A 25,295-nucleotide genomic window follows, 5' to 3' on the forward strand; every position below is an offset into this window, starting at 1 on the left:
CGGGCCTTGCCGATCACTCCACCGGAGCCGGGGTCACGTGGATACCGAACAGGCTGGCTTCGCCGCTGCCCCGACCGGTCTCCTCGGGAGCCACTGCCTGTCCCTCACGCACGATGACGTGACCGCCCTGCCCCTGCTGGCCGCCGATCACGCTGCCGACCAGATAGGTGGGGAAGATGCTCGGATCGTTCTCGTAGTTGGGGTTGTGGATCAGGCCGATCATCTGGAAACGCCCGCGGGTGTTGCGCAACGACTCCAGCGAATCCTGGATCAGGCGGCGGTGGGAGAGCTTGGAGAACAGGCCATCGAGCAGGATGACACTCTCGCGGCTGGCACGGGCCCGCCGCTTGTGGCTGCCGGGCAGTTCGCGCAGCTCGCGCTCGATGGCGAATTCGGAGAGCTTCACCAGCCACATCAGCGAGACCGCCTCGCGCTGGCCTTCCGACATGTCCTCGTTGAGCGAGAACAGCCGGCCGTGGGGACGGATCGCATCGTGCTTGAGGCGGATGGTGACGTCGCAGAACAGCCCGCGGTAGATGCGCCGGCGAATCTGGCGGGTCAGTTCGTCGTCGCGGCCGCCCTTGGCCTGCGCGCCATCGCCGGCTTGCTCTAGGCGCCGCCGCTGGACCGCGAGATGGGCGTCGATGTCCGCCAGCAACTGCTGGATCAGCTCCCGCACCGACTCGTCGGCGATCAGGTCGGCCTTGACCTCGAAGTAGGCGCCGCCACCGCTGGAGCGTTTCGCGACACGCTTGAGAATCTCCAGATTGCCGGCCGCGTCGATGATGATCGAACTCAGGCGCTCGACCAGGGTGTCCTCGATCTGCTCCCGGGAGGCGTGCAACCGGGCCACACGCTGGCGATGCTCATCCAGTTGCCCTCCCAACTGACGGTGCAGGCCGCGCAGCGACTCCAGCGCCGCGTGGCTGACGCCCTCCAGCGTATCCAGTCGCGCGCGCTCGGTTTCGTTGAACAGCCGGCTGGCACTGGCCGACTCCAGCGACAAGGCCAGCGCCTTCTCCCGGGCCGTCACATCGCGGGCCTGACGCTCCCGATTGCGGGCACGCTCGCCGAGGTTGAGCCCGCCCAACCCTTCCAGCAGGGTCTGCTGACAGGTCTCCAAGGCCTCGAGGTCGAGCGCGGCGGCATCCGTCTCCTCGCCGGGATCATCCAGTGCCGATGCCAGCCACTGGCACCACTCGTCCATGGCAGCGTCGAGCCGTGGCGCATCGACACCCACCGCCGGCCAGCGGGCCGTGGCGTCCGCAGCGGCACGTTCCAGCCAGCCCTCGGGCAGTTGACGCAAGACCTCCAGCCACGCCACCGCCAGTTGATCCACCACCATCAGCGCCTGCTGGTGACGGGCCACGCGGGTTTCCACCACGCCCTGCTCGCGGCCATTGGCCTTGCGCCGCTCCCGAGCCTCCTTGAGCGACTGCTTGAGGCGGCCGATATCGCGTTCCAGGGTGCGATTGCCCCCCTGGTCGTCGCGGACATCCAGGAATGCCCGGATCCGCGCGAAATCGAAGTCGGCTCGTCGGCTGGCCTGGGCCAGGGCGGCCGCCAGCGCCGTTTCCCGCGCCTCGGCATCGCGCATGAAGCCGGGTCCCTCCTCGGCGACGAACGCTGCCAGGCGACGCAGACGTTCACGCTCTCCGTCGGCGAACAGATGACGCAACTGCTCGCGACACTCGTCGCGACGGGCGTTCAACTCTTCACTCTGCAGCGCGATTTCGGCGAACCGTTCCTCGTGCTCGGTCAGGGTTTCGGTCAGCGCCGCCAGGCTGGCATCGATCTCCTCCAGCCGCTCGACACCGCCGGCCGCGGCGAATCGCTCTGCCGACAGCCAGAGCTCACCGTGGGTCTCCAGCTCCCTGGCGGCCTGCTCGCGCTGCGGGCTCAGCGTCTCGATACGAGCCGCGGCGGTCTCGCTCTCCTCGACGGCCGCTTCCAGCGCGGGCTCGCCGCCCTCCTCGAGAAAGCGCTGGAAATCGTCGATCGATTTCATCGCCGCCTCGCTCAAGCGCGGCTCGAGCGCCTGCCGTTCGCTCTCCGCCCGCTCGCGCTGCTCCTCCAGCGCCGCCAGTTGCACTTCGACATCCTGGCTGACCGCTTCGTCGGCCTGAAGCGCCAGATGAAAACGCTCGCCGTGGGGGTCGAGCCGCTGGACCTCGGCTTCCAACGCCAGCCGGCGTTCACGGTCGACCGCGAGACGCTGCTGGGTCTCCTCCCGCAGCGCGGTCAGATAAGCGGGATCGAGCGCGGCCTTGACCGCCAGCGTTTCCACACCTTGCACCGCCCCCAGCGGCAACTCGCCACGTGCCAGCGTTGCCTGCAGGCGACCGGCCTCGAGCACCGGAACGCCGCAGCCGGCATCGACCAGACACTGCGACGCTTCGCGGGCGTTGTCCTCGCCTTCGACCACCGGGGCGAACAGCTGGCCGGCAGCCTGGGCCAGCCAGTCACGGCGCTGGCCATCTTCCGCCTCGATAGCGGCCAGCACCTCGTGGAGGGGGCGAAAGGCGATCTCCCGGGCATCGAGACACGCCCAGGCTTCGGCCTCGGAAGCGAGCCGGGCCAGGGGGTCGCCGCTCAAGCTTTCGAGATACTGCTCGCGCGCGTCGATGGCGGCAGCCAGCGTCTCCTGCTCTCGCAGCAGGCGGGGATAGCGCGCCTTGGCATCCTTGAGCCAGGCCGACGGCGCCTGTTCACTGAGTTCCCGGAAGTCGTGCAGCGCCTGCCGCAGGACCCCGAGCTGCTGGACCTGCTGGTCGAGTCGATACAGCCCATCCTGCGCTTCCCGTGACTGGCGATAGAGGGTGTCCCGCAGATGCACCGGCGAGGCCTCGCCATGCCAGTGACGATAACGCTCGGCGGCGTCCCTGAGCGGCGCCAGCCGTTCGAGACGCGCCTGGGCATCGCTCTGGGCCCGCCGGCTCTCGGCCAGCGCCTGCTCGTGTGCTGCCAGCGCATTCTTGCGCTCGCTCCAGAACCCCACCGCCGAATGCTCGGGCCAGCGTTCGGCGAAGGTCTGCCAGGCCTGCCGGCCGGAGGCCAGCGGCGCCAGCTCCCCTTCCAGGCGCTGGCGCTGCTCGCGTCGCGCCTGCAGCACTTCGCGAACCGTCTCGCGCTGGTTATCCAGTGAGTTTGCCTGCGCGTCCCAATCGTCAAGCTGCGCTTCCAGCTGCTCCTGCTGCGCTTCCTTGGTCGCCAGCAGTTCGTCGGGTGAGGTATCGGGGTGCTCGGCAAGGAACGCTTCGTACCACTGCGCCGGCTGCTTCAACTCGCCGATTCGCCCCAGGTGGTCGGCATGCGCCTTGCGGGCCTCGGCCAGCCTCGCCTGCGCGCTCTCGCGGGTGGCTTCCGGCGTTTCCAGTTCGGCCTCGGTGAAGAGCCCCTCGGCCAGCGCCTGGGTGTAGACGCTCTGATTGTCGATGAAGTCGCGCTGACGCGATTCCAACTGCTCGCGCTCCTGCTCCAGCCGCTCCATCTCCTCGTCGAGCTGCTCGGCATCGAGGCGCAGCGAACGGCGATATTCGCGGTCGGCGATCACCTCTTCGCGGAAACGGTTGCCATCCATCGACTCGAACGCCTCGGCGGCGTCGTCGAGCAGGCCGAGAGCACGATAGCGCGAGGCGTCGTCATTGAAGGCGTGGCTGTCCGCCAGCCAGGCCCGCGCCTGGTCGAACGAGACATGGCCGATGTCGCGGGCCGTGGTCCAGGCCGCCTGCGGCAGGTGGATCAGACGACGATGCGTGTCGACTCGCGCGCCGCGCTCGGAGAGCGCCAGCCGCACGTTGCGCTCGGCCTGACGCGACAGCTTGGCCAGCAGCCAGGTGGAGACCCGCGGCCGTTCGGTATCGCCGGCCACCCAGGCAAAGCCAGCCGCGTTGTCGGCCGCCTCCTTGGCGGGCGCTGCCTGTTCGACGCTGCCGCTGCCTCCCGGCAGGCCCGGCAGCGGCGCCAGCGCCTGCCCGCCCAGCAGTCGCTCGGCCTCGAGCAGCGAGGCATCGAGCTCGGTCAACTGGCGACGCGCCTCGAGCAGACCCTCGCCCTCTTCGTTCAAGGTGGCCAGCCGCTCGACCTTGTCGCTGGCGCGCTGCTGATCGCTCTCGGCTTCCGCCAGCCGATGGCGAAGTTCGGTGATCCGGGTGCCGGAGTTGAGGATTACATCCTCGATCAGCTCCTCTTCCTCGTCGGTCTCGCCGCGAGTCGCCCCGGAGAGAATTTGTGGCGCCAGCACTTCGTAGAAGAACGCCTGATCGGCCTTCTCGCCGGCCCGCGGCTTGATCGCGTTGAAGATCTGGCTCTTGTCGGCACCGCCCTCCTTCTGGAACGCCGCCATCTGCGCCAGTTCACGGCGCGAGATATGCGCTCCCACCGCTTCCAACCACTCCTCGCGGTTGTGGGCTCGGGTCACTCCCTGCGCGCGCATCGTGCTCTGGAAGTCGGCATTGGCGTAGAGCGCCAGCTTGCCATCGCGGGTGATGTGATGCACCGGCACGTCGGCCAGCCTGCCCGGATAGTGGTAGAACACCAGCCCGCTGCCGTCGCTGTAGCCGTACATGCCGAACACGAAGGTCTCGCCGGCGACTTCCTCGCCGGCCACGGCCAGCATGTCGTCCTGCTGGCTGGCGCTGTCCTGGGCGCGAAACTCGACGCGCAGGTGCGTCCAGCTGCGGCCCTCGCCGTTGACCTTCGACGGCGAACACTTGCGCCGGGTCCGGGTCAGGAGCTGGCGATCGCGGGAGAGCATGCCGATCAGGGCCTCGGCCATGGTGGTCTTGCCGAAGCCGTTCTCCATGCTGATCGCGCTCGACTGTCCGCGCAGGTCCAGCAGCAGGTGGCGCATCTTGGCTTCCCAGGGCGAAGCGATGTCACCGTGCTTGTTGAGCAGGTTGGCGATCTCGATACGGTTGATGACACTCACCGGCGATTCTCCTCGGCGTTCTCGGTCGTCGAGCCATTCGCGTCTTCCGTCGGCTGGTCGAACATGTCGGCGGCGCGTGTCTCGGACTCTTCGCCGCCGTCGACGTCGGCATCTCGGGAGCCCTCGTCCGCATCCTGCGCCGGCGCCTCGTCGGCGAGTTCCTGCCCGGCACCCTCGAAGGGCCGGTCCGAGGGCTCGGTGGAGGTCAGTTCGATCAGGTGGGTCAGGTGGTTGACCCCGATCTGCTCGGCCTCCAGCGCGCCCAGCAGGGTCTGCTGCCAGACATCCTCGTCGGCGGCTTCGCGGACCGCCTCGAGATGGCCGGCACGCACCAGCAGATCGATGAACGCCTTGACCCGGCGAGGGATGTCCTCGCCGCGCTCGTCGAGCAGCACCCGGCTGTTCTCCGGTGCCCGATCGCCCAGGCCGCGCAGCGTCTCCAGTTGATCGCGCACCAGTTCGACCAGCTCGCGGGTGACGAACGTGGCCTCCTGATAGCGGCTGACGTCGGAGAGCGCGCGGTTCAGCCGGGTGTAGATCAGGGTGTGCAGCAACAGCCACAGCTGCAGGTACCACAATGCCAGCTCGGCCCGGCTCTCCTGGCGCAGCTTGAGCGCCTCGAACACCGCTTCACGGGTGTAGAGCGGCGGCTGCTCGAGTTCAGGATCCGGTAGCAGCGCGAAGAAACGCGATCCCGGCGCGATGCCCGGATAGTCGCCGGACTCGAACGCCTTGAGCCGCAGCCCCTGGCCGGCAAGAAAGTCCCGCAGCGCCTCGCGCTCGTTCTCCTGGGCATCGTCGATCAGCGCACAGACGTCACGCTCGGAGAGCTGGCCCTCGCGCGCGGCGCGGCGCTTGCGACCGCCGCTGGGGACTCGTTCCGCGGTTCGGTAGCGCAACAGATAGGCAACGACTTCACCCATTTCCATCATGTTCATCAGTCAAACTTCCTGTTCTTTCGTTGGCGCCGGTCGCAGGCGCAGCGAGGGCGTCACCGCGCCCTCGATGCGGCGGCCGTCGGGCAGCGCGATCGCGAATGGGGTGTCGTCGATACCGACGCTCAGCTGGTCGTCGAGCAGTTGGGTATCGACGAAGGTGTTGAGCAGCTGCGGCAGGCAGTCCAGGGTTTTGGCGTGAACCGAGTCCGACTCCATCTCGAAGTGGTGCCAGCCCTCGCTGAGGGCGTCCGGCAGCGACAGCGGCGACTGGCGCAGACGCCGGCGCAGGGCCGGGCCACGCGCCTTGAGATAGCGCGCCAGCAGCGGATCGGCACTGGGCCTGTCACTGGCCTCGTCGAAGACCAGCGCCGCCCCGCTGCGCTCGGCGCGACGGGTTTCCACCAGCGGCAGCAGCGTCTCCACCCGTGGCATCGCCACCTGCGTGCCGAGCGGCATCATCCGCGCGACCACCGCATCCTGCAGACGTTCGGGGGGCGGAGAGAGCAGCAACTGGTGCGCCAGCCCGGCGAAGTCGATCACGCCCATCGACTGGATCCGCCCCTCGGCGATATCCGACAGCAGCTCGGAGAGTCGCCGGGAGAGGTTCTCGATGGCGTTCAACACACGGCCGATGGTGGCGGAGAGCATGCGCAGGTCCCACTCCTCCTCCTGGCGCTCGGCCCAGGCCTCGAAATGGGCGGTCAGGGTCGGCGTCGAGAGCTGCGAACGCGCGCTGAGCAGCGTGCTCTGGATGGTGCTCAACGCATTGTGGTAGTGACGCTCGTTGTCCAGCAGCGCGGCCAGCTTGCCCTCGTGAGTCGGGTTCTCGCGAACCCGCCGCAGCTCCTGGGTCAGCGCGCGGATCGCCATCAGGATCTGCTGGGTGATGTCGGGCACGCGGGCGTAGTCCCCTCGCGAGAGCGCAGCGATGACCTTGGCGGCGTCATACTCCGAATAGAGCAGGTCCTCGACCTGGCTGGCCAGGGTGACTGCCTGGCGACCGCTGGGGGTCAATCGCACCTGGCCGGTCTGGCCCTGCTTCTCGATCAACGCCGTGCGCTTGGTGCTGCGGCCGCTGCGCGTTCCCGGTGAGGTTTCGCCTTCATCGGTACCGCTGTCGGCGGCATCCGGCTGCCACTCCCGATAGTGGATCTCGCTGGGGGTCGCCAGCAGGTTGATGACGAAGCTCAGGTCATCCGCAGGCAGCTCGGGATAATCCCCCCGCAGGTGGGCCAGGCAGCGACGCTGGGTGACGAAGGCGCTGTTGGTGGCGAAGTCCACCTCGAGCAGGTAGTCCAGCAGCAGGCAGCCCAGGTCGAGCCAGTAGCCATCGCGAAGGCCGCGACGCTGCTCCTGGGAGACCTGGACGAAGGGCGAGCCCGGTTCGTGGGCGCTGTCGTGTAGATCCAGCAGCCGCGTCGTCGCGACCAGCAGCTTGTTCCAGGCGGTCATGTCGACTCCAGACGGGGAACAACGAGAGAAAGCGCAGCATTATGCCAAGGATGGCCTGTCGGGTCATGGCGATCCGCGTAACGAAGTCGCCATTGACTGCTATGGTGAGAAGTCCCCCTTCACCCACGCTTCACCGGGAGTTCTCGCATGGAATACCGTCGTCTCGGCCGCACCGGCCTCAAGGTCTCCCCCCTCTGTCTCGGTACCATGACCTACGGCACGCCGCAGTGGCGCGACTGGGTACTGGACGATGCCGAGAGCCGCCCTTTCATCCAGCAGGCACTGGCTGCCGGCATCAACTTCTTCGATACCGCCGACATGTACTCCGACGGCGAGTCGGAGCGCGTCGTCGGCAAGGCGCTCAACGATTTCGCCCGGCGCGAGGAGGTGGTCGTGGCGACCAAGGTCTACAACCCCACCGGCAACAAGTCGCCCAATGAGTGCGGCTTGTCGCGCAAGCACATTCACCACGCCATCGACGCCTCGCTCGAACGCCTGGGGATGGACTACGTCGATCTCTACCAGACCCACCGCTGGGATTACGACACGCCCATCGAGGAGACCATGGAAGCGCTCCACGAAGTGGTCAAGGCAGGCAAGGCGCGCTATATCGGCGCCTCCAGCATGCACGCCTGGCAATTCGCCAAGGCCCAGCACGTCGCCGAACGCAACGGCTGGACCCGGTTCGCCACCATGCAGCCGATGGTCAATCTGATCTACCGCGAGGAGGAGCGCGAGATGATCCCCCAGTGCCTGGATCAGGGTGTGGGCGTGATTCCCTGGAGCCCGCTGGCCCGCGGCATTCTCGCCGGCAGCAAACCGGTGGGCAGCGAAGGCAGCACCACCCGCGCCAGGAGCGACGAGCAGATGCGTAACTGGAAGCTGGGGCTCGAGCGTGACGCCCCGGTCATCGAGGCGCTGCAAGGAGTCGCCGGATCGCGCAACGTCTCGCCCGCCCAGATCGCGCTGGCCTGGCTGCTGCAGAAACCCGGGATCACCGCCCCCATCGTCGGCGCCAGCAAGCCGCATCATCTGGATCAGGCCCTGGGTGCGCTGGATATCACCCTGACGGCGGAGGAGATCGAGAAACTGGAAGCGCCTTACGTGCCGCACGAGGTCGTCGGATTCGCCTGACGTCCGGCGGCGGCGTTCCGCGCCATGCCAAAGCCGCATGGCGCTCGTCATTCATGCCGGGAGAGCGAGCCATGCCGACCCTCGCCGAACAGCACTGCAGCGCCTGTCACCGGGACGCAGCGCCGCTGACGCCGGAGCAGATCGACCACCTGCTTCCAGCCCTGCCCAAGTGGCAGATCGTGGAACGCGGTGGCATCATGCAGTTGCAGCGAACCTTCACGTTCCGCAATTTCGCGCAGGCCCTGGATTTCACCAACCGCGTGGGCGAACTCGCCGAGTCGCAAGGCCATCACCCGGCGATCACCACCGAATGGGGCCAGGTCACCGTGACCTGGTGGACCCACAAGATCCGCGGCCTGCATCGCAACGATTTCATCATGGCCGCCAGAACCGACGAGGTAGTGCACGCTAATGTTTGAGAAGATCGAGCGCGTCCCGGGAGATGCCATCCTCGGGCTGATCGAAGCGTACAATCAGGATGCCAATCCGCAGAAGGTCGATCTCGGCGTCGGCGTCTACCGGGATCCCAACGGCAACACGCCGATCATGCGCGCCGTGAAACAGGCCGAGGCTCGCCTGCTGGAGAGCGAGACGACCAAGAGCTACATCGGCTCCCATGGCGATCCGCGCTACGGCAAGGCTGTCCTGCCACTGGTGCTGGGTCCGGATTCGCCGGTCCTGGCCGCCAACCGGGCCAGCGCCACCCAGTCACCCGGCGGCACCGGCGCCCTGCGCCTGGCGGCGGATTTCATCCGCACCCAGTTGCCGGGCAAGAGCGTGTGGCTATCCAATCCGACCTGGCCCAACCACATCGGCATCTTCGAGGGCGCCGAGATCCCGATCCAGCGCTACCCCTATGTCGACGAGAACAACCGTCTCGACTTCGACGGCATGCTGGCTGCCCTCAAGCAGATCCCCCGGGGTGACGTGGTGCTGCTCCATGCCTGCTGCCACAACCCGTCCGGTTTCGACCTCAACCAGGCCCAGTGGCGCCAGGTCCTGGATGTCGTCCAGGAGCGCGGGCTGCTGCCGCTGGTCGACTTCGCCTACCAGGGTTTCGGTGATGGCCTGGAGATCGATGCCTTCGGCGTCCGCCTGCTGGCCGAGAATCTCGAGGAGATGCTGATCACCAGCTCCTGCTCGAAGAACTTCGGCCTCTACCGCGAGCGTACCGGCTGCCTGATCGTGATCGCCAAGACCGCCGAGCAGATGGAGAACGTGCGTTCCCAGATGGCGATCGTCGCGCGCGAGAACTACTCGACGCCGCCCTCCCATGGCGCCGCGATCGTGGTCGACATTCTCGAGTCCGAAGAGTTGACCCAGCTCTGGAAAAGCGAACTGACCGAGATGTGCGACCGCATCAATACCCTGCGTCGCGACCTGGTCGATTCGCTCAAGCCCTATGGCCTCGACCAGCGCTTCGCCCACGTGGCCGAGCAACGCGGCATGTTCTCCTATACCGGGCTCTCCACCGAGCAGGTCAAGCGGCTGCGCGACGAGTTCAGCATCTACATGGTGGGCTCCGGCCGCGCCAACGTCGCCGGTTTCACCAGCGAGAACCTGCCCTACGTGGCCAAGGCGATCGCTGCCGTGGTCGACTGAACCCGGCATCGCCCATCCGGCTCGAAAAAAAATCCCGGCTCAGGCCGGGATTTTTCTTTGCGCGGAGCTATCACGCCACGACGTGACGATGTCACTCGGGTAACGTATCGGCGCCCATTGACTGCTCGAAGCGCTGCCGTGTCACGCCGCCGGCTTGCGGATCGTTGAGCTGCTGGAACAGGGCCTGCTGCTTGGCGCTGACCGCCTCGTCCTCGTCGATCACACCATCACCATCCACATCCAGTTGATCGAAGCTCAGGGCGTTGGGGCGCTGGTCGACTGGAGTCTGGGCGCCGCCATCGGTGAAACCGGCGTTCTCCCGCCCGACACCGCCGGACTTCTCGATCGACTCGTGGTCGACCTGGGAAGCATTGGCGGGCGCCTGCGGCGCTTCATCGCTTGCCGCGGCATTCGGCGCCGAATCCGGCGTCGTCGTACCATCCTGGGCCCAGACCGGTAACGCCAGCATGGCTGCCAGAACGCCCACGCCCAGACCCAGGCCAGGGCGCAGGCCGGAACACCCTCGCTTCGCCATCATCCGTGTACGCATCGCTTGTCCTCTTGAAACGGTAACGCTTTGACCCGCGAGCGCGATAAAGATTCGATGGCGGCAAAGCTTCGTCTCACGGCAATTGGCCGGACGCCACTCGCGCTCGCCGCCCGGTTTCACTCGTCCCATTGCGGCGCGAACGATGGATTGGCCTGCCGGTCGCCCCGGTCGAGATCGTCGATCTGGGCGATCTCGTCGTCGCTGAGCCGAAGCTTCATCGCCTCGAGATTGGATTTCTGATTGGCCGGGTTGGTCGAGGACGGAATCACGATGATATCGCGTGCCGCGATCCAGGCCAGGGCGACCTGCGCCGGAGAGGCATCGTGGGCGTTGGCGATCCGTTCGAGCACCGGGTCCTTCATCACCTTGCCCACCGCCAGCGGCATGTAGGCCGTGACATCGAGCCCTTTGGCCTGACAGTGCTCGACCAGCTTGCGGTTGGCGAGGAACGGGTGCACCTCGATCTGGTTGGTGACGATGTTCTCGCCCCCCGGCAAGCCGAGCGCCTGGTCGATCTGGGCGACGGTGAAGTTGGAAACGCCGATGTGCCTGGTCTGGCCGCGAGCCCGGGCCGCGTCCAGGGCGGCGATATAATCCGCCATCGGCACCTCGTCACCGGGCGAAGGCCAGTGGATCAGGATCAGATCGAGCTGCTCCAGACCGAAGTTCTCGAGACTCTGCTCGACGGCCCGGGTCAGCGCCTCCGGCTCCAGCTTGTCCCACCAGATCTTGGTGGTCACGAACAGCTCGTCGCGCGCGACGCCGCTCTGGCGGATCGCCTTCCCCACCGCCGCCTCGTTCTCGTACATCTGGGCGCTGTCGAGATGGCGATAGCCGAGTTGGAGTGCGGAGGTCACCGAATCGATCACCGCCTGCTCCTTGAGGCGATAGGTTCCCAGACCGGGTTGCGGCAGTAGATGACGTGTCACGATGCTTTCTCCTTGATCGGAAAGGTCAGATGAGATCGAAGCGTGGCTAGAAGGAGACTGTAGGCGACAAAGAGATCTTCAAGCCCCGCTACCAGCCCATGCTAGACTGAACGCTGATTTTCCGCCCGGATCGAGGCATGCCAAATACCCAGCCGCGCGCCACCGACCCTCCGCCCGAGGGCCGGCATCTGATACTCGTCGGCAACGGCGACGCCCATCTCCACGTCGCTGCTCATGCCGAGCGGCTCATACGACACGGTGCCCGAGTGACGCTGGTCACCCGGCAGGACTTCGCATTCTCGGACTGGCTCGGCGGCATGCTGGGCGGCGAATGGCAGCGCGACGACGTTCGTCTTCCTGCCGACCGCATCGCCGTTCACGGCGGTGTACATGTTGGCGCCGAGGTGGTCCAGGTCGATCGACACCAGCGCCGAATCACGCTCACCGACGGGCGCGAGCTCGATTACGACTGGCTATCGCTCGACCTGCCACCGGTCGTGGATGAGCACGCCATCCCCGGTTTCTATACCGCGCAGGGCGTTTTCACGGCTTCCGCCGACGATCTCTGGCAGTTGCGCCAACGGCTGGAAAGCCAGCTCGCCGGCGCCGCGGCCAGACTGCCACGAGTCGCCCTCCTCGGCGGCGGGCCGAATGGCGTCGAGCTTGCCGCCAATCTGCTGGCACTGGGCGAACGCTATGGACGGCGACTGCCGGTGACGCTGATCGCCAACGACCGCAAACTGCTCCCCGGCGCCTGCCAGCGCGCCAATCGCTGGCTGACGCAGCGCCTGCATCGTCGCGGGTTGCAACTGGAGCTGGTCGCGAAGGCAAGCCGCTACCACCGTGGTCAGTTGATCCTGGACGATGGCAGCGGCGTGGACGCCGATCTACTGGTCGTGACCGATCACCTGAAACCCTCGCCCACGCTGGAGATGTTCGGTCTGACCCGGGACGAGAACGACGCCATCGATGTCGACGCGAAACTGCGTAGCCGGCAAGATCCGAACCTGTTTCTCGCCAGGGAGAAGCCCGCCGGTCGCAGCGCGCCGCTGACCACGCGCGAGCGCAACGCGCTGCTGCTGGCCTCGCTGGAGGAGGCTGCCGGCGGAGAATCCCGGGCCCTGCACCATGGCCACAACGAGCACTGGAAGGCGCTCAACCTGGGCGATCTTCGTGACATCGCCTGGCGCGGCCCGCTCTGGTGCCGCGGTCGCTGGGTCCGGCGCTGGAAACACCGTCGCGACCGCCGCGAGGTGGCGCACTACCTGGGCCAGCGCTGACCCCTGCCGCGGCAGGCCGGACGACGCCTCCCGTACCGATACCCCATGACGCAAGATCCCGGCACATGGCCGGGATCCCGTACGGGGAGGTCGTCGGCTGACACCCTCCCTGCCCGAAACGGCTTACTGACGAATACCCTCGAGCACGATATAGAGCTCGACGCTGTGCATCGGCTCCGGGAACTGGCTCATGTCGATATCGAAATCGGCCAGGTCCAGTGTCGTAGAAGCCTCGAAGCCCTGTCGATAGCCGCCCCACGGATCGTCACCGCCGCCAATGTGATCGACCTCGAAGGTGACCGGCTTGGTCACGCCATGAAGGGTGAGGTCGCCGGTCATTTCGGCTTCCTCGCCATCATCGTCGACGTCGAAGCTGGTGGACTGGAACGTGGCCTGAGGGAACTCGCCCGCGTCGAGGAAGTCACCGCTCAGGATGTGCTTGTTACGCTCGGCGTGATTGGTTTCCAGACTGTCGACGTCAACGGTGACGTTGACGCTGGAGTCGTCCGGTGACTCGGGATCGTAGCTGAAACCGCCGTCGAACGACTTGAAGTTGCCCAGAATGTACGAGTAGCCGAGGTGGCTGATCTTGAACTGGATGAAGGCGTGCTGGCCCTCGGTGTCGATCTTGTAGTCGGCTGCCTGGGCCTGGGCCAGCGGCATGGCCGACGCGGCGGCGATCAGCGTGGCGAGTGCGGTCTTCTTCAACATCGTCTTGCTCCTCGAAACGTTTGCGTTCGTATTGTCGAGCGATTCGGCCAGGGCGACCGGCTCGTATGTCGGTCGCCCTGGCCGGGAAAACGTGATCAGCGCTGCCTGGCCGCGCGGGGCGTCAGCATCCGAACCAGCGTATCCTGGCGATCCAGCCAGTGATGCTTGCATGCCGCCAGACCGTGGCCGACGGCCAGAACGACCAGCGCCCAGGCCGCGTACCAGTGCACATCGCCCGCCAGCACGGCCTGATTCGGTAGACCCGACACCAGCGCCGGCATGGTGAACCAGCCGAACACGCTGATGCCATCGCCTTCCGCCGTGGAAATCAGGTAACCGGAGATCATCACGACGAACATCAGCGCATAGATCAGGCCATGGCCGATGTGCGCCGCACGTCGTTCAAGCCGCGTGCCATGGGCGACCGGCGTCGGCTGCAGCACTCTCCAGATCACCCTCAGTACACTCACCAGCAGTATCAGGATGCCTATCGACTTGTGCCACCACGGCGCCAGGTGATACCAGTGATCGTAGTAACCCAGACCGGTCATCCACCAGCCCAGGGCGAACAGACCGAAAATCGCCAGCGCGCTCGCCCAGTGAATGGCGATGCTGACCCAGCCCCAACCCGATCGCGTATTACCCCACACGGCGTATCTCCCCTTCGTTCCGATTCAGCATACTGCCTGACGATCAGGACGCTAGAGCGGGATCCGTAAAACGATTGGTGACGAGCGGGAAACAATAAGGCGGAGACGTGAGCCGGACTCCCCGCTCACCTCGGCGCCAGTCGACGTCCAGCAGGGCCTCTCAGGGAGGCATCGGAGTCATTCACGTTGATGGAGAGGAGCGAGGAGGAGCACGCTGATACCCGAACGCGTGGCAGCCTGGCCATCAGTGCCTGGCATGCCGGTAACGGTGGGATGGAGAGCTGTCGTCACAGCCATCGAAGCATCGATGGCTGCTTCGCTTTCAGTGACTGAACAGGCTGCTGTCGGACTTCTTGGAGGCCTTTGCCGCCCTCTTCTCCTTGGCCGTCAGGAGGGGCTTCTTCTTGGCGTCTTTCTTGCTGTCTCGTCCTTTGCTCATCACATTTTCCTCGTCCGCATACGACCCAGTTGGTCAACCCGGCGGCTGCGAGCGCGTGATGATTTTTCAGCCAGCCAAGCCGACGTACAACGCCAGTATGGTCCCATGAAGGCGCAATAGATAGCCGTGGCCAACCGAAACCCGACCGTCAAAACCGACGAGGCTCCGGGGCAACCGCCGCAGCCTCGTCTCCTTGGAATACGCTGTCGCCACGCCCCCCGGATTAGCGTCCACTATCGTAACGCGATAGGTCCGCCGGCTAGAGCAATTTCAGGCCCCGTTCGAGATCGGCCTTGAGATCGTCGAGCGTCTCCAGCCCGACGGCGATGCGAATCAGGCCGTCACGGATGCCGGCGGAAGCGCGCTGGGCGTCGCTGAGACGGCCATGGGTGGTGGTGCCGGGGTGGGTGATGGTGGTCTTGACGTCCCCCAGATTGCCGGTGATCGACATCAACCGGGTGTTGTCGATCACAGTCCATGCCGCCTCCTGGCCACCCTTCACCTCGAGCCCCATCACGGCGCCGAATCCCCGCTGCTGCTGCCTGGCCAGTGAATGCTGCGGGTGACTCTCGAGTCCGCTGTAGTGGACACGCTCGATGGCGGGCTGCGACTCCAGCCACTCGGCGAACGCCAGCGCGTTGCGGCTATGGGCCTCCATCCGCAGGCTCAGTGTCTCCAGCCCCTTGAGGAAGATCCAGGCGTTGAACGGACTCATGCACGGGCCGCAGGTACGGACGACGCCGTAGAGTTGCTCGAGCTCCTGGTCACGCCCCACGACCGCCCCGCCGATCGCCCGGCCCTGACCGTCGAGATACTTGGTGGCCGAGTGAATGACCAGGTCCGCGCCCAGATCCAGCGGCCGCTGCAGCGCCGGGGTGAGGAAGCAGTTGTCGATCGCAAGCCAGGCGCCGTGCCGGTGGGCCAGCTCGGCCAACGCCGCGATGTCGACCAGCTCGTTGAGCGGATTCGACGGCGTCTCCGCGAAGAGCAGCTTGGTCCGGGGCGTGATCGCCGCTTCCCACTGCGCCAGATCGTTGAGTTCGACATAGCGCGGCACCACGCCGAATTTGGCGAGATACTTGTCGAACAAAGCAATGGTCGAGCCGAACACCGAGCGCGAGACGATGACCTCGTCGCCCGCTTCCAGCAGCGCCAGCACGGTGGAGAGGATCGCGGCCATGCCGGAGCTGGTGGCGACGCAGCGCTCGCCACCCTCGAGCGCCGCCAGCCGCCGTTCGAAGGTGCGCACCGTGGGATTGGTGAAGCGAGAGTAGACGTTGCCCGGCTCCTCGCCCTTGAACTTGCGCGCCGCCTCCGCCGCGCTGCCGTAGACGAAGCTCGAGGTCGGGAAGATCGGCTCGCCGTGCTCCTGCTCGTGGGTACGCTCGTGTCCCGCGCGGATCGCCAGCGTCTCCAGCCCCAGTGTCTCCAACCCCGGCGTGAGATGGTCGTCAAAACTCATCCTGCAGCTCCTGAAAGCAGGACCCGATGAGCGGATCATCGGGTCGGAAGGTTCAATCGTCTTCGATATCGTTGTGCAGGTCGACCACGGCGTTGAGGCTCTCGCGCTGCTTGGCGGCATCGTTGCGCGAAGCCTCCAGCGCGGCGAAATAGGCCTCGTCGACATCGCCGGTCACGTAACTGCCGTCGAAGACGGAACAATCGAAATCGTCCAGTGCCGGATTGACCTCGCGACAGGCGGCCTTGAGGTCCTCCAGGTCCTGGTAGATCAGCTTGTCGGCGCCGATCAGTTCGCTGACCTCGGCATCGGTGCGACCGTGGGCGACCAGCTCGGTGGCCACCGGCATGTCGATGCCGTAGACGTTGGGATAGCGCACCGCCGGTGCGGCGGAAGCGAAGTAGACCTTGTTGGCGCCGGCGTCCCGCGCCATCTGGATGATCTGCTTGCAGGTCGTGCCGCGCACGATGGAGTCGTCCACCAGCAGCACGTTCTTGCCCTCGAACTCGCTGGCGATGGCGTTGAGCTTCTGGCGAACCGATTTCTTACGCTGGGTCTGGCCCGGCATGATGAAGGTCCGCCCGATGTAGCGGTTCTTCATGAAACCTTCACGGAAGGTCACTCCGATGTGCTGGGCCAGTTCCAGCGCCGTGGTCCGGGAGGTATCCGGAATCGGGATCACCACGTCGATATCGTGATCCGGCCACTCGCGCTGGATACGATCGCCCAGCTTGCGGCCCATCTGCATCCGGGTGCCGTAGACGTAGGCACCGTCGAGCATCGAGTCGGGGCGCGCCAGGTAGACGTGCTCGAAGATGCAGGGTGTCAGCCGCGGCTTGTCGGCGCACTGTTGCGTATGGATGTTCTTGTCCATGTCGACGAAGATCGCTTCGCCCGGTGCCAGGTCGCGCACCAGTTCGAAGCCGGCGACATCGAGCGCCACCGACTCGGAGGCGATCATCACCTCCTGGCCCTCGGCGGTCTGGCGCGTGCCGTAGACCACCGGCCGGATGCCATGGGGGTCGCGGAAGGCCACCAGGCCGAAGCCGTTGATGATCGCGACTGCCGCGTAACCGCCACTGCAGCGGCGATGGACGCGACGCAGCGCGTCGAAGATGTCTTCCGGCGTCAGGTAGAGCCCCTGCTTGCCCAACTCATGGGCGAACACGTTGAGCAGCACCTCGGAATCGGAGCTGGTATTGATATGACGCAGGTCGGAGGAGAACAGCTCCTGCTTGAGCTGATCGGAGTTGGTCAGGTTGCCGTTGTGGGCCAAGGTGATGCCGTAGGGCGAATTGACGTAGAACGGCTGAGACTCGGCCTCGCTCGCCGAACCCGCGGTCGGATAGCGCACATGACCGATCCCCAGGTGGCCCTGCAGACGCTTCATGTGGCGCGTATGAAAGACATCGCGAACCAGCCCGTTGTTCTTGCGCAGCAGAAAGCGACCTTCATCCCAGGTCATCATGCCGGCGGCGTCCTGTCCGCGGTGCTGCAAAACCGTCAATGCGTCATAGATCAACTGATTGACCGCTTCATTGGCCATGAGGCCTACGATACCGCACATGCCGACTTACCTCGCTTGGTCGCACCCATTCGGGAGACAGTGCACGAATGCCAGCGTGGATGAATCGCGCCGTGACGCGATTCCCGGAATCATCGCCCGGGCCCCATGCGTCGGGGCCCCGTACTACGGATATCCGGCACTTCATCCCGCTCGCCTATTCGTTCATCGCTTCCTTCAGGGCGCTGGTTTTTCGGTCGGACCGGGGATCGGAATCGTCACACCCCGCCCGTTCTGACTGGATGAAGAATTGTCGCTTTGCGGTAATGTCATCGGCAGTTGCCGCATGGCATCCTCCGCAGCCGTCGTATCGACGTCCCAGCTCTGCAGCTGAACCAGTGCCCACTCGCGCAGGGATTCGAACGACGGCCTCAACTGCGCCTGCTGCCATGCCTGCAACTGCGCCAGCGGTGTCAGCCCGATGACGACCGTGACGATCACCAGGATCGCGGCTCCCCGGGCCAGACCGAAGACCGCTCCGGCCAGGCGATTGAAGAAGCCCATGCCGACCCACTCCACCGCCGCGTTGAGCAGCCGGATGACGAAGCCGCAGATCATCACCACCACGAAGATGATCAGCACGAAACCGAGTACCAGCCGTGCGTCGGGGTGGGAGATGTACGGTGCCAGCAGATCGGCGATCGGTTTGGCGAATACCCGCGCCGCCAGCAACGCCACGATCCAGGCGCCGAGTCCCAGCGCCTCCCGTACCAGGCCACGCATGAAACCTGCCAGCATCGATATCGTCAATACCAGCAGGAAGGCATAGTCGAGCCAGGTCAATGTCATCAGCTACCCGGCTTGCGGATCAGCAGCCCCTGGATATTGGCGGCCTGCTTGAGCTCGGCGCGAGCTTTTTCACCGGCGTCCGACGACGAGAACGGCCCCACGTAGACCGTGGTCAGATTGTTGTCCCGGGGCTGGGAGTAAGCCGCGAAGCCCTGCTCCTTGAGCTTGGCCGCCAGTCGCGTGGCGTTGTCGGACTGCCCGAAGCTGCCGACCTGAACCACCCAGCCGCCATCGCTGCTCGCGGAGGTGCGTTCGGGCGTCGACGCCTGCTGCGGCGAGGAGGGCTGGCTGGCAGCGGGCCTGGTCGGTTCCGGCTCCGGCTCTGGTTCCGGCTGGCGGGAAGCCGACTGTGGCTGCTCGGACTGGGCGATATCGGCAATCGGATCATCACTGCCGGTGGTGGATGATCCACCGCCAGCGCCGTTCTGGCCGAACGAGTCGTCACTGCCTGTCCCCAGTTGATCGCGGGTATCCGGCTCGGGGACGGCGGTACCGCCACCGCTGGCACCATTCTGGGCAGCGACCGACGCCGGCGGCTGCGGCGACTCGATGATACGCTGACGTGTCTCGCCTCCGTCGATCGGCTGCTCTATCACCATGACCGGCCCTGGTTCCTGCTGGCGCGGTTCGGGATCGTCGAACAGCATCGGCAGAAAAATGGCCCCCAGCGCGACGAGAATGACCGCGCCGCTGATACGTTCACGCCATCCATACTTCATAGGACCTGGACCTCCTTAGACATGCTTCGACAGCCGCTCGATCATCCTGTGATCGAATTCACTACGCGTCGTCATTCAGCCGGGTCTGGAGCGCCTCGAGCGCGCCGGCCACGGTCAGAAACGAACCGCATACTAACACTTCTTCATCGGGCGCAAGACGAGGCGTGAGCCAGGCGACAGCCGCCGCCGGCGACGATGCCGCCGCCAACGTCTCTCCGCCCTGCGAGGCAACGACCGTGGCAAGCTCCTCACCGGAGCGGCCGCGTTCACCCGGCAAGTCCACCGGCAGCCACACGTCGATGACCGGTGCCAGCGCCTCGATCAGCGCCGCGGCGTCCTTGTCCCTGAGCACGCCGAGCAGTCCGATACGGCGTGCCGGTCGCGGGCGCCGGGCCAGCCGCGAGCCTACGTAACGCGCCGCATGCGGGTTGTGCGCCACGTCGAAGCACCAGTTACCCAGCCACTGCAGCCGGCCCGCCAGCGCCACGTTCGACATCGCCAGGCGAGATTCGGCCTCTCGTGGCGGCACGCCGCAAAGGCTCAGGGCCTCGAGCGCGACGGCGGCATTGTCCAGCGGCAACCCCGGGTCGGGCAAGCTATCGAGACGATAGCGATCACCCGCCTCCGACCGGCCCTGCCAGGACCAGCCGCCATCGCCCGCTTCGGCGTGATCGAAATCGCGGCCCAGCCAATGATCGGCGACGGCCAGCGCCTGGATCCGCCGAGACACGCTCACCGGCAGTTCACGACTCCCCAGCACCGCGGGTCGCCCCTGCCTGAGGATGCCGGCTTTCTCGAAGCCGATGCCCTCGAGATCGGTGCCGAGAAAATCCGCATGATCCTGGGCGATGGTGGTGATGATCGCGACGTCGCTGTCGACCACGTTGACCGCGTCCAGGCGACCGCCCAGGCCCACCTCCAGAATGGCCAGCTCGGGGCGGACGTCGGCGATCGTCACCAGCGCCGCCAGGGTTCCCGCTTCAAAATAGGTCAGGCTGACGGGATCGCCGGCCAGGCGTGCGGCCTCGACGCGCTCGAACCCGGCAACCAGGAGTTCGTCCCCGGCCGCACGACCGTCGAAGCAGAGCCGCTCGTTGTAGCGCAGGAGGTGAGGCGAGGTATAACTGGCCGTCGTCAAACCGTGGGCTCGAGCCAGCCGCTCCAGCATCGCCACCGTGGAACCCTTGCCATTGGTACCGGCAACGGTCACCACACGGTGCGCGATCGGGCCCTGCGTCAGGCCGAGCCGCTCGGCCACGACGGCCACCCGCTCCAGTCCCATGTCGATGGCGACCGGATGCTGGCGCTCGAGACGCGCCAGCCAGTCGTCGAGGGTGGCACTCATGGCTCGACAGGTTCCTTAACGCGAGGCCCGGGGAGCGTCCGGCTCTTCCGGTAGGGGAGAGAAATCCTCGACCGCTTCGGACGTCTCGTCCACCGCCACGCCGACGACCGGCTGATGCGTCAGCTTGCGCAGCACGCTGCCCAGTCGCTCGCGAAGCTCCGGTCGCGACACGATCATGTCGACGGTGCCGTGCTCGAGCAGGAACTCGCTGCGCTGGAAGCCTTCCGGCAGGGTCTCGCGTACCGTCTGCTCGATGACGCGCGGGCCGGCGAAGCCGATCAGGGCATTGGGTTCGGCCACGTTGAGGTCACCCAGCATCGCCAGCGACGCCGACACACCGCCGAAGACGGGGTCGGTGAGCACCGAAATATAGGGCACGCCGGCCAGCTTGAGCTTCTCGAGCGCGGCCGACGTCTTGGCCATCTGCATCAGCGAGAACAGGGCTTCCTGCATGCGCGCGCCACCGGAGGCGGCAAAGCAGACCAGCGGGATCCGCTCTTCGAGGGCCAGCGTCGCCGCACGCACGAACTTCTCGCCGACGATCGCCCCCATGGAGCCGCCCATGAACGAGAATTCGAACGCCACCGCCACCACCGGCAGGCCATCGAGCGTCCCGCGCATGGCGATCAGCGCATCGTTCTCGTCGGTCGACTTCTGGGCCGACGCCAGCCGATCCTTGTACTTCTTGGAGTCGCGGAACTTGAGCCGGTCGCTCGGTTGAAGATCACCGGCGATCTCCTCGCGCCCTTCCGCGTCGAGGAACCAGTTGAGCCGCTTGCGCGCGGTCAGCCGCAGATGATGCTGGCACTTGGGGCAGACGTTCTGGTGCTTCTCCAGCTCGGGAAGGTAGAGCACCGATTCACAGTTCGGGCACTTGCGCCACAGGCCGTCCGGCACGCTAGCGCGGCGGTCATTGCGCTGGGTGCGGCTCATCGACGGAACGATCTTGTCTAGCCAGCTCATGTCAGGAAAGCTTCCCTATTTGCCAAAACAGAAAGTGTTGAAAACAGCCATACGAGAAACGGAAACGCTGGATGATACCAAATCGTCGCCCCGGCCTCAGCCGGCCACGTCACGGTCGAGCGCTTCCCGCATCTCGCCGAGGATCGACTTCAGCGCCGCGGGGATGGAGGCCGGGTCGTCGGCACGCTCGGCGATACGGCCGACCAGGGCGCTGCCGACGATGACGCCGTCGGCCACCCGGCCGATCGCCGCCGCCGTCTCGCCGTCCCGGATGCCGAAGCCGACGCACAGCGGCAGCTCGGTCACGCGCCGGAGCTTGCTCAGCTGCTCGCCGACGGCATCGGCGTCGAGCGTTGCCGCACCGGTCACGCCCTTGAGCGAAACGTAATAGAGATAGCCCTCGCCGTGGCTGCAGATCTCCCTGGCTCGCGCCTCGGAGGTCGTCGGTGCGAGCAGGAAGATCGACTGCAGGCCGTGGGCCGCGAACAGCGCGGCATTGTCGCCGGCTTCCTCCGGCGGCATATCGACCACCAGTACCCCATCGACCCCGGACGCTTCCGCCTGGCGCGTGAAGACGTCATATCCCATCCGCTCGATGGGGTTGAGATACCCCATCAGCACCACCGGCGTTTCGCTGTCCCGCTGGCGAAATTCGGCCACCATTTCCAGCACGTGGCGTAGCCGAGTACCGTGCACCAGCGCCCGCTCGCACGCCTTCTGGATCACCGGCCCGTCCGCCATCGGATCGGAGAACGGCACCCCGAGCTCAAGGATGTCGGCGCCCGCTTCCACGCAGGCATGCATGAAATCGACCGTGTGCGCCGGTGCCGGATCACCGGCAGTGATGTAGGGGATCAGCGCGGTCCGGCCCTGGGCCTTGAGCGCCGCGAAGCGCCGGTCGATACGGTTGGATGCGGTTCGATTCATGTCGACCCCAGTCAAAATTCGATGCCGTCGAGCTTGGCGACGGTGTGGATGTCCTTGTCACCGCGCCCGGAGAGGTTGACGACGATATGCTGGTCCGGAGACATCTCCCCCGCCAGCTTCTTGGCGTGGGCCAGCGCGTGAGCGGATTCCAGCGCGGGCATGATGCCCTCGACGAGCGTCAGTTCGCGAAACGCCGCCAGCACCTCGTCGTCGTCCGCCGCCACGTAGCGCACCCGGCCGACGTCCTTCCACAGCGCATGCTCGGGGCCGACACCGGGATAATCCAGGCCGGCGGAGATCGACTGGGTGTCGGCGACCTGTCCGCCCTCGTCGGACATCAGGTAGGTCCGGTTACCGTGGAGTACGCCCCGCGGCGCGTTGGCCGTCAGCGGCGCGGCGTGACGACCGGTGGCAACGCCTTCACCACCGGCCTCGACCCCGTACATGATGACGTCGTCGTCTTCGACGAACGGGTAGAACAGGCCCATGGCGTTGGAACCGCCGCCCACGCACGCCACCAGCGCATCGGGCAGCCGCCCGATCTGCTCGAGCGACTGGCGGCGCGCCTCGCGCCCGACGATGGCGCTGAAGTCGCGGACCAGCATCGGATAAGGATGCGGACCGGCCACGGTGCCGATGATGTAGAAGGTGTCGTCGACGTTGGTGACCCAGTCGCGCAGCGCTTCGTTCATCGCATCCTTGAGCGTCCGCGAGCCGGACTCCACCGGTACCACCTTGGCGCCCAGCAGATGCATGCGATAGACGTTGAGCTTCTGGCGCTCGACATCCTCGGCGCCCATGTAGATCTCGCACTTCAGGCCCAGCCGCGCGGCGACCGTCGCGGTAGCGACGCCATGCTGCCCGGCGCCGGTTTCCGCGATCACCCGGGGTTTGCCGGACTTCTTGGCCAGCAGCGCCTGACCGATGGTGTTGTTCACCTTGTGCGCGCCGGTGTGGTTCAGATCCTCGCGCTTGAGCCAGATCTGCGCCCCGCCGATCTCCCGCGACCAGCGTTCGGCGTGATAGAGCGGAGATGGCCGACCGACATAGTGTGTCAGGTCGCGATCGAACTCCGCTTGGAACTCGGGATCGTCCTTGAGACCGGCATAGATGGTCTCGAGCTCTTCCAGCGCGAAGCTCAGGGTCTCGGATACGAAACGGCCGCCGTATGGACCGAAGTGGCCGCGAGCGTCCGGCAGTTGCGTCAGGTCGTGGAATCGGCTCACGAAGGGACCCTCATCAGTTGGCGGTGGATGATTTGGTGGTGAACGGCGCAGCGGACGCCCCCGCGGACAGTGCGGCAGTCGTTGCCTGCACCTGCGCGCAGAAAGCCCGGATCCGCAGCGGATCCTTGATGCCCTTGCCCGACTCGACGCCGCCGGAGACATCGACCGCATAGGGTCGTACCTGCATGATGGCGGCGGCGACATTGTCAGGGGTCAGGCCACCGGCGAGGATCACGGGTTTCGCCAACGAGTCGGGGATGCGCTGCCAGTCGAAGGTCTCTCCCGTGCCGCCGGGGACACCCGGGCGAAACGCATCGAGAAGCAGCGCACCGGCTCCCGAGTAGGTCTCGGCCGCCGCCCCGAGATCGATCTCGTCGCGCATTCGGATCGCCTTGATCCAGGGCTTGTCGAACCGAGCGCAGAAATCGGCAGGCTCGTCGCCATGGAACTGTAGCAGGTCGAGATAGGGTAGACACGCCTCGACATCGGCAACGCCCGGATCGACGAACAGGCCCACCCGGGTCACGAAGGGTGACACCGTGGCACTCAGCATCGCGAGCCTATCGGCATCGATGGCGCGAGCGCTGCCCGCCCACATCACGAAACCCAGGGCGTCGGCACCGCAAGCGATGGCGACCCGAATGTCCTCGGCCCGGGTCAGACCGCATATCTTGATTCTGACCGGATCGATCTCCGTGCTCATGGCGAGACCTCCTCTCCGGCTTCTGTCGTGGCCTGGGGGTGCTGGTCGACCACCCGGCCCTGGTCGTCGATCCACTTCGGCCATACCCGACGCCGGCGCATCAGCGGCGTATCCGGGATCATGTCCCGCTCGCCGGTCCAGTCACCGAGAAACGCCATCAGGTTCGGCCCGACCGGCTCCTCGGGCAACGCGAAGCGTTCGTCGAAGCGCACGTCGACGAAATGCAGCCCGCAGGCGGGCGCGGTGACGTTACCCAGCTTGCGATCCCTCAGCGCCAGCAGCCTGGCGGGATAGGTCTCATCCTCGTCTCCCCGCCCGACCGCCACCAGCACGCCAGCGATGTTGCGGATCATGTGATGCAGGAAGGCGTTGGCCTGCACATCGATCATGACCAGCGGCCCCAGGCGGCGTACCTCGATGAAATGGAGGTGGCGCACCGGCACCTTCGACTGGCAGCCGGCGGCCCGGTAGCTGGAGAAGTCATGTTCGCCGACCAAAGCTTGAGCGGCGCGATGCATGCGCTCGGCATCCAGCGGCTCCCGGCACCATGTCACGTTGTTCCGTTCCATGACCGGGCGCGTCGGCTGATTGAGAATGAGGTAGCGATAGCGGCGGGCCAGCGCCGAGAAGCGGGCATGAAAGTCGTCGGCGACCGGCGTGAGCCAGCGCACCGCGATATCCCGCGGCAATTGCGCGTTGGCGCCGAACAGCCAAGCCTTCTGGGTGCGCGCGACCGGCGCATCGAAGTGAACGATCTGGCGCGTGGCGTGGACGCCACTGTCGGTGCGCCCACTGCAGAGCACGCGCACTGGCGCGGCGGCGATCTTGCTCAACGCCGCCTCGAGCGCGCCCTGCACCGATGGAGCCTGGCGCAAGCGTTGCCAGCCGCAGTAGTGCGTGCCGTCGTACTCGACGCCAAGGGCCAGACGGCCCGTCAGCGGCTGGTTGTCGTCCTGCCGGGAGAAAAACGCCATCGAAACCTGTG

General features: G+C 66.1%; 21 protein-coding genes. 4 read left to right on the forward strand and 17 right to left on the reverse strand.

Features of this window, described 5'->3' with window-relative positions; translation table 11 throughout:
• Positions 1–13: 13 nt before the first annotated feature.
• From DOM56_RS15615 to DOM56_RS15625, 3 genes are read right to left on the reverse strand one after another with little or no spacing between them, the layout of a single operon-like run.
• A complete protein-coding gene (locus tag DOM56_RS15615; RefSeq protein WP_110709999.1) occupies positions 14–4,930 on the reverse strand; it encodes a hypothetical protein in 4,917 nt (1,638 codons plus the stop codon).
• Positions 4,927–5,868 (reverse strand): hypothetical protein, encoded by a 942-nt coding sequence (locus DOM56_RS15620; protein WP_232822330.1) that lies wholly within the window; start codon positions 5,866–5,868, stop codon positions 4,927–4,929. Before DOM56_RS15620 ends, DOM56_RS15615 begins: the two co-directional genes overlap by 4 nt.
• A 3-nt stretch (positions 5,869–5,871) precedes the next feature.
• Entirely contained in the window at positions 5,872–7,320 is a 1,449-nt protein-coding gene (locus DOM56_RS15625) for a hypothetical protein (protein WP_110710000.1), read from the reverse strand.
• A gap of 147 nt (positions 7,321–7,467) precedes the next feature.
• On the opposite strand from DOM56_RS15625, the gene DOM56_RS15630 reads away from it, so the two are divergent.
• The 3 genes from DOM56_RS15630 (at position 7,468) to DOM56_RS15640 (ending at position 10,056) form a co-directional block, all read left to right on the forward strand.
• A complete protein-coding gene (locus tag DOM56_RS15630; RefSeq protein WP_110710001.1) occupies positions 7,468–8,454 on the forward strand; it encodes an aldo/keto reductase in 987 nt (328 codons plus the stop codon).
• 71 nt (positions 8,455–8,525) lie between these two features.
• Complete coding sequence (locus DOM56_RS15635; protein ID WP_110710002.1) at positions 8,526–8,873, forward strand: 4a-hydroxytetrahydrobiopterin dehydratase; 348 nt, start codon at positions 8,526–8,528, stop codon at positions 8,871–8,873.
• Positions 8,866–10,056 carry an amino acid aminotransferase gene (locus DOM56_RS15640; RefSeq protein ID WP_110710003.1) on the forward strand — a complete coding sequence of 397 codons (1,191 nt, stop codon included), beginning with the start codon at positions 8,866–8,868 and terminating at the stop codon, positions 10,054–10,056. The genes DOM56_RS15635 and DOM56_RS15640 overlap by 8 nt, the downstream gene beginning before the upstream one ends.
• Before the next feature lie 91 nt (positions 10,057–10,147).
• Here the strand turns inward: DOM56_RS15640 and DOM56_RS15645 are convergent, their stop codons facing one another.
• Positions 10,148–10,606, reverse strand: a complete 459-nt coding sequence (locus tag DOM56_RS15645) for an EF-hand domain-containing protein (RefSeq protein WP_110710004.1) — start codon at positions 10,604–10,606, stop codon at positions 10,148–10,150.
• Positions 10,607–10,722: 116 nt separating this feature from the next.
• Complete coding sequence (gene dkgB, locus DOM56_RS15650; protein WP_110710005.1) at positions 10,723–11,535, reverse strand: 2,5-didehydrogluconate reductase DkgB; 813 nt, start codon at positions 11,533–11,535, stop codon at positions 10,723–10,725.
• Positions 11,536–11,672: 137 nt separating this feature from the next.
• Here dkgB and DOM56_RS15655 point away from each other — a divergent pair, with 137 nt between their 5' ends.
• Positions 11,673–12,815 carry an FAD-dependent oxidoreductase gene (locus DOM56_RS15655; RefSeq protein WP_110710006.1) on the forward strand — a complete coding sequence of 381 codons (1,143 nt, stop codon included), beginning with the start codon at positions 11,673–11,675 and terminating at the stop codon, positions 12,813–12,815.
• Between the two features lie 123 nt (positions 12,816–12,938).
• On the opposite strand, the gene DOM56_RS15660 is transcribed toward DOM56_RS15655, so the two are convergent.
• The 12 genes from DOM56_RS15660 to truA form a co-directional block, all read right to left on the reverse strand.
• Positions 12,939–13,526, reverse strand: a complete 588-nt coding sequence (locus tag DOM56_RS15660; protein WP_110710007.1) for a YceI family protein — start codon at positions 13,524–13,526, stop codon at positions 12,939–12,941.
• A gap of 95 nt (positions 13,527–13,621) precedes the next feature.
• Positions 13,622–14,176, reverse strand: coding sequence for a cytochrome b (locus tag DOM56_RS15665; RefSeq protein WP_110710008.1), 555 nt, complete (start codon positions 14,174–14,176; stop codon positions 13,622–13,624).
• A gap of 698 nt (positions 14,177–14,874) precedes the next feature.
• Positions 14,875–16,077 carry an O-succinylhomoserine sulfhydrylase gene (locus tag DOM56_RS15670; protein ID WP_110710009.1) on the reverse strand — a complete coding sequence of 401 codons (1,203 nt, stop codon included), beginning with the start codon at positions 16,075–16,077 and terminating at the stop codon, positions 14,875–14,877.
• A 52-nt stretch (positions 16,078–16,129) separates the two neighbouring features.
• Positions 16,130–17,641 carry an amidophosphoribosyltransferase gene (purF, locus tag DOM56_RS15675; protein WP_110601013.1) on the reverse strand — a complete coding sequence of 504 codons (1,512 nt, stop codon included), beginning with the start codon at positions 17,639–17,641 and terminating at the stop codon, positions 16,130–16,132.
• Between the two features lie 174 nt (positions 17,642–17,815).
• Positions 17,816–18,427 (reverse strand): CvpA family protein, encoded by a 612-nt coding sequence (locus tag DOM56_RS15680; RefSeq protein ID WP_110601011.1) that lies wholly within the window; start codon positions 18,425–18,427, stop codon positions 17,816–17,818.
• Entirely contained in the window at positions 18,427–19,146 is a 720-nt protein-coding gene (locus DOM56_RS15685; protein WP_110710010.1) for an SPOR domain-containing protein, read from the reverse strand. Before DOM56_RS15685 ends, DOM56_RS15680 begins: the two co-directional genes overlap by 1 nt.
• Before the next feature lie 61 nt (positions 19,147–19,207).
• Entirely contained in the window at positions 19,208–20,491 is a 1,284-nt protein-coding gene (locus DOM56_RS15690) for a folylpolyglutamate synthase/dihydrofolate synthase family protein (RefSeq protein WP_110710011.1), read from the reverse strand.
• Positions 20,492–20,506: 15 nt separating this feature from the next.
• Positions 20,507–21,454 (reverse strand): acetyl-CoA carboxylase, carboxyltransferase subunit beta, encoded by a 948-nt coding sequence (accD, locus tag DOM56_RS15695; RefSeq protein WP_198655814.1) that lies wholly within the window; start codon positions 21,452–21,454, stop codon positions 20,507–20,509.
• Between the two features lie 96 nt (positions 21,455–21,550).
• A complete protein-coding gene (trpA, locus tag DOM56_RS15700; RefSeq protein ID WP_110710012.1) occupies positions 21,551–22,381 on the reverse strand; it encodes a tryptophan synthase subunit alpha in 831 nt (276 codons plus the stop codon).
• 11 nt (positions 22,382–22,392) lie between these two features.
• Positions 22,393–23,607, reverse strand: coding sequence for a tryptophan synthase subunit beta (gene trpB, locus DOM56_RS15705; protein WP_198655823.1), 1,215 nt, complete (start codon positions 23,605–23,607; stop codon positions 22,393–22,395).
• A 13-nt stretch (positions 23,608–23,620) separates the two neighbouring features.
• Positions 23,621–24,310, reverse strand: coding sequence for a phosphoribosylanthranilate isomerase (locus DOM56_RS15710; RefSeq protein ID WP_110710014.1), 690 nt, complete (start codon positions 24,308–24,310; stop codon positions 23,621–23,623).
• Entirely contained in the window at positions 24,307–25,284 is a 978-nt protein-coding gene (gene truA, locus DOM56_RS15715) for a tRNA pseudouridine(38-40) synthase TruA (RefSeq protein ID WP_110710015.1), read from the reverse strand. The genes DOM56_RS15710 and truA overlap by 4 nt, the downstream gene beginning before the upstream one ends.
• Positions 25,285–25,295 lie beyond the last annotated feature (11 nt).

Source organism: Salinicola sp. CR57, from assembly GCF_003206585.1.
Taxonomy (GTDB): Bacteria; Pseudomonadota; Gammaproteobacteria; order Pseudomonadales; family Halomonadaceae; genus Salinicola; species Salinicola lusitanus.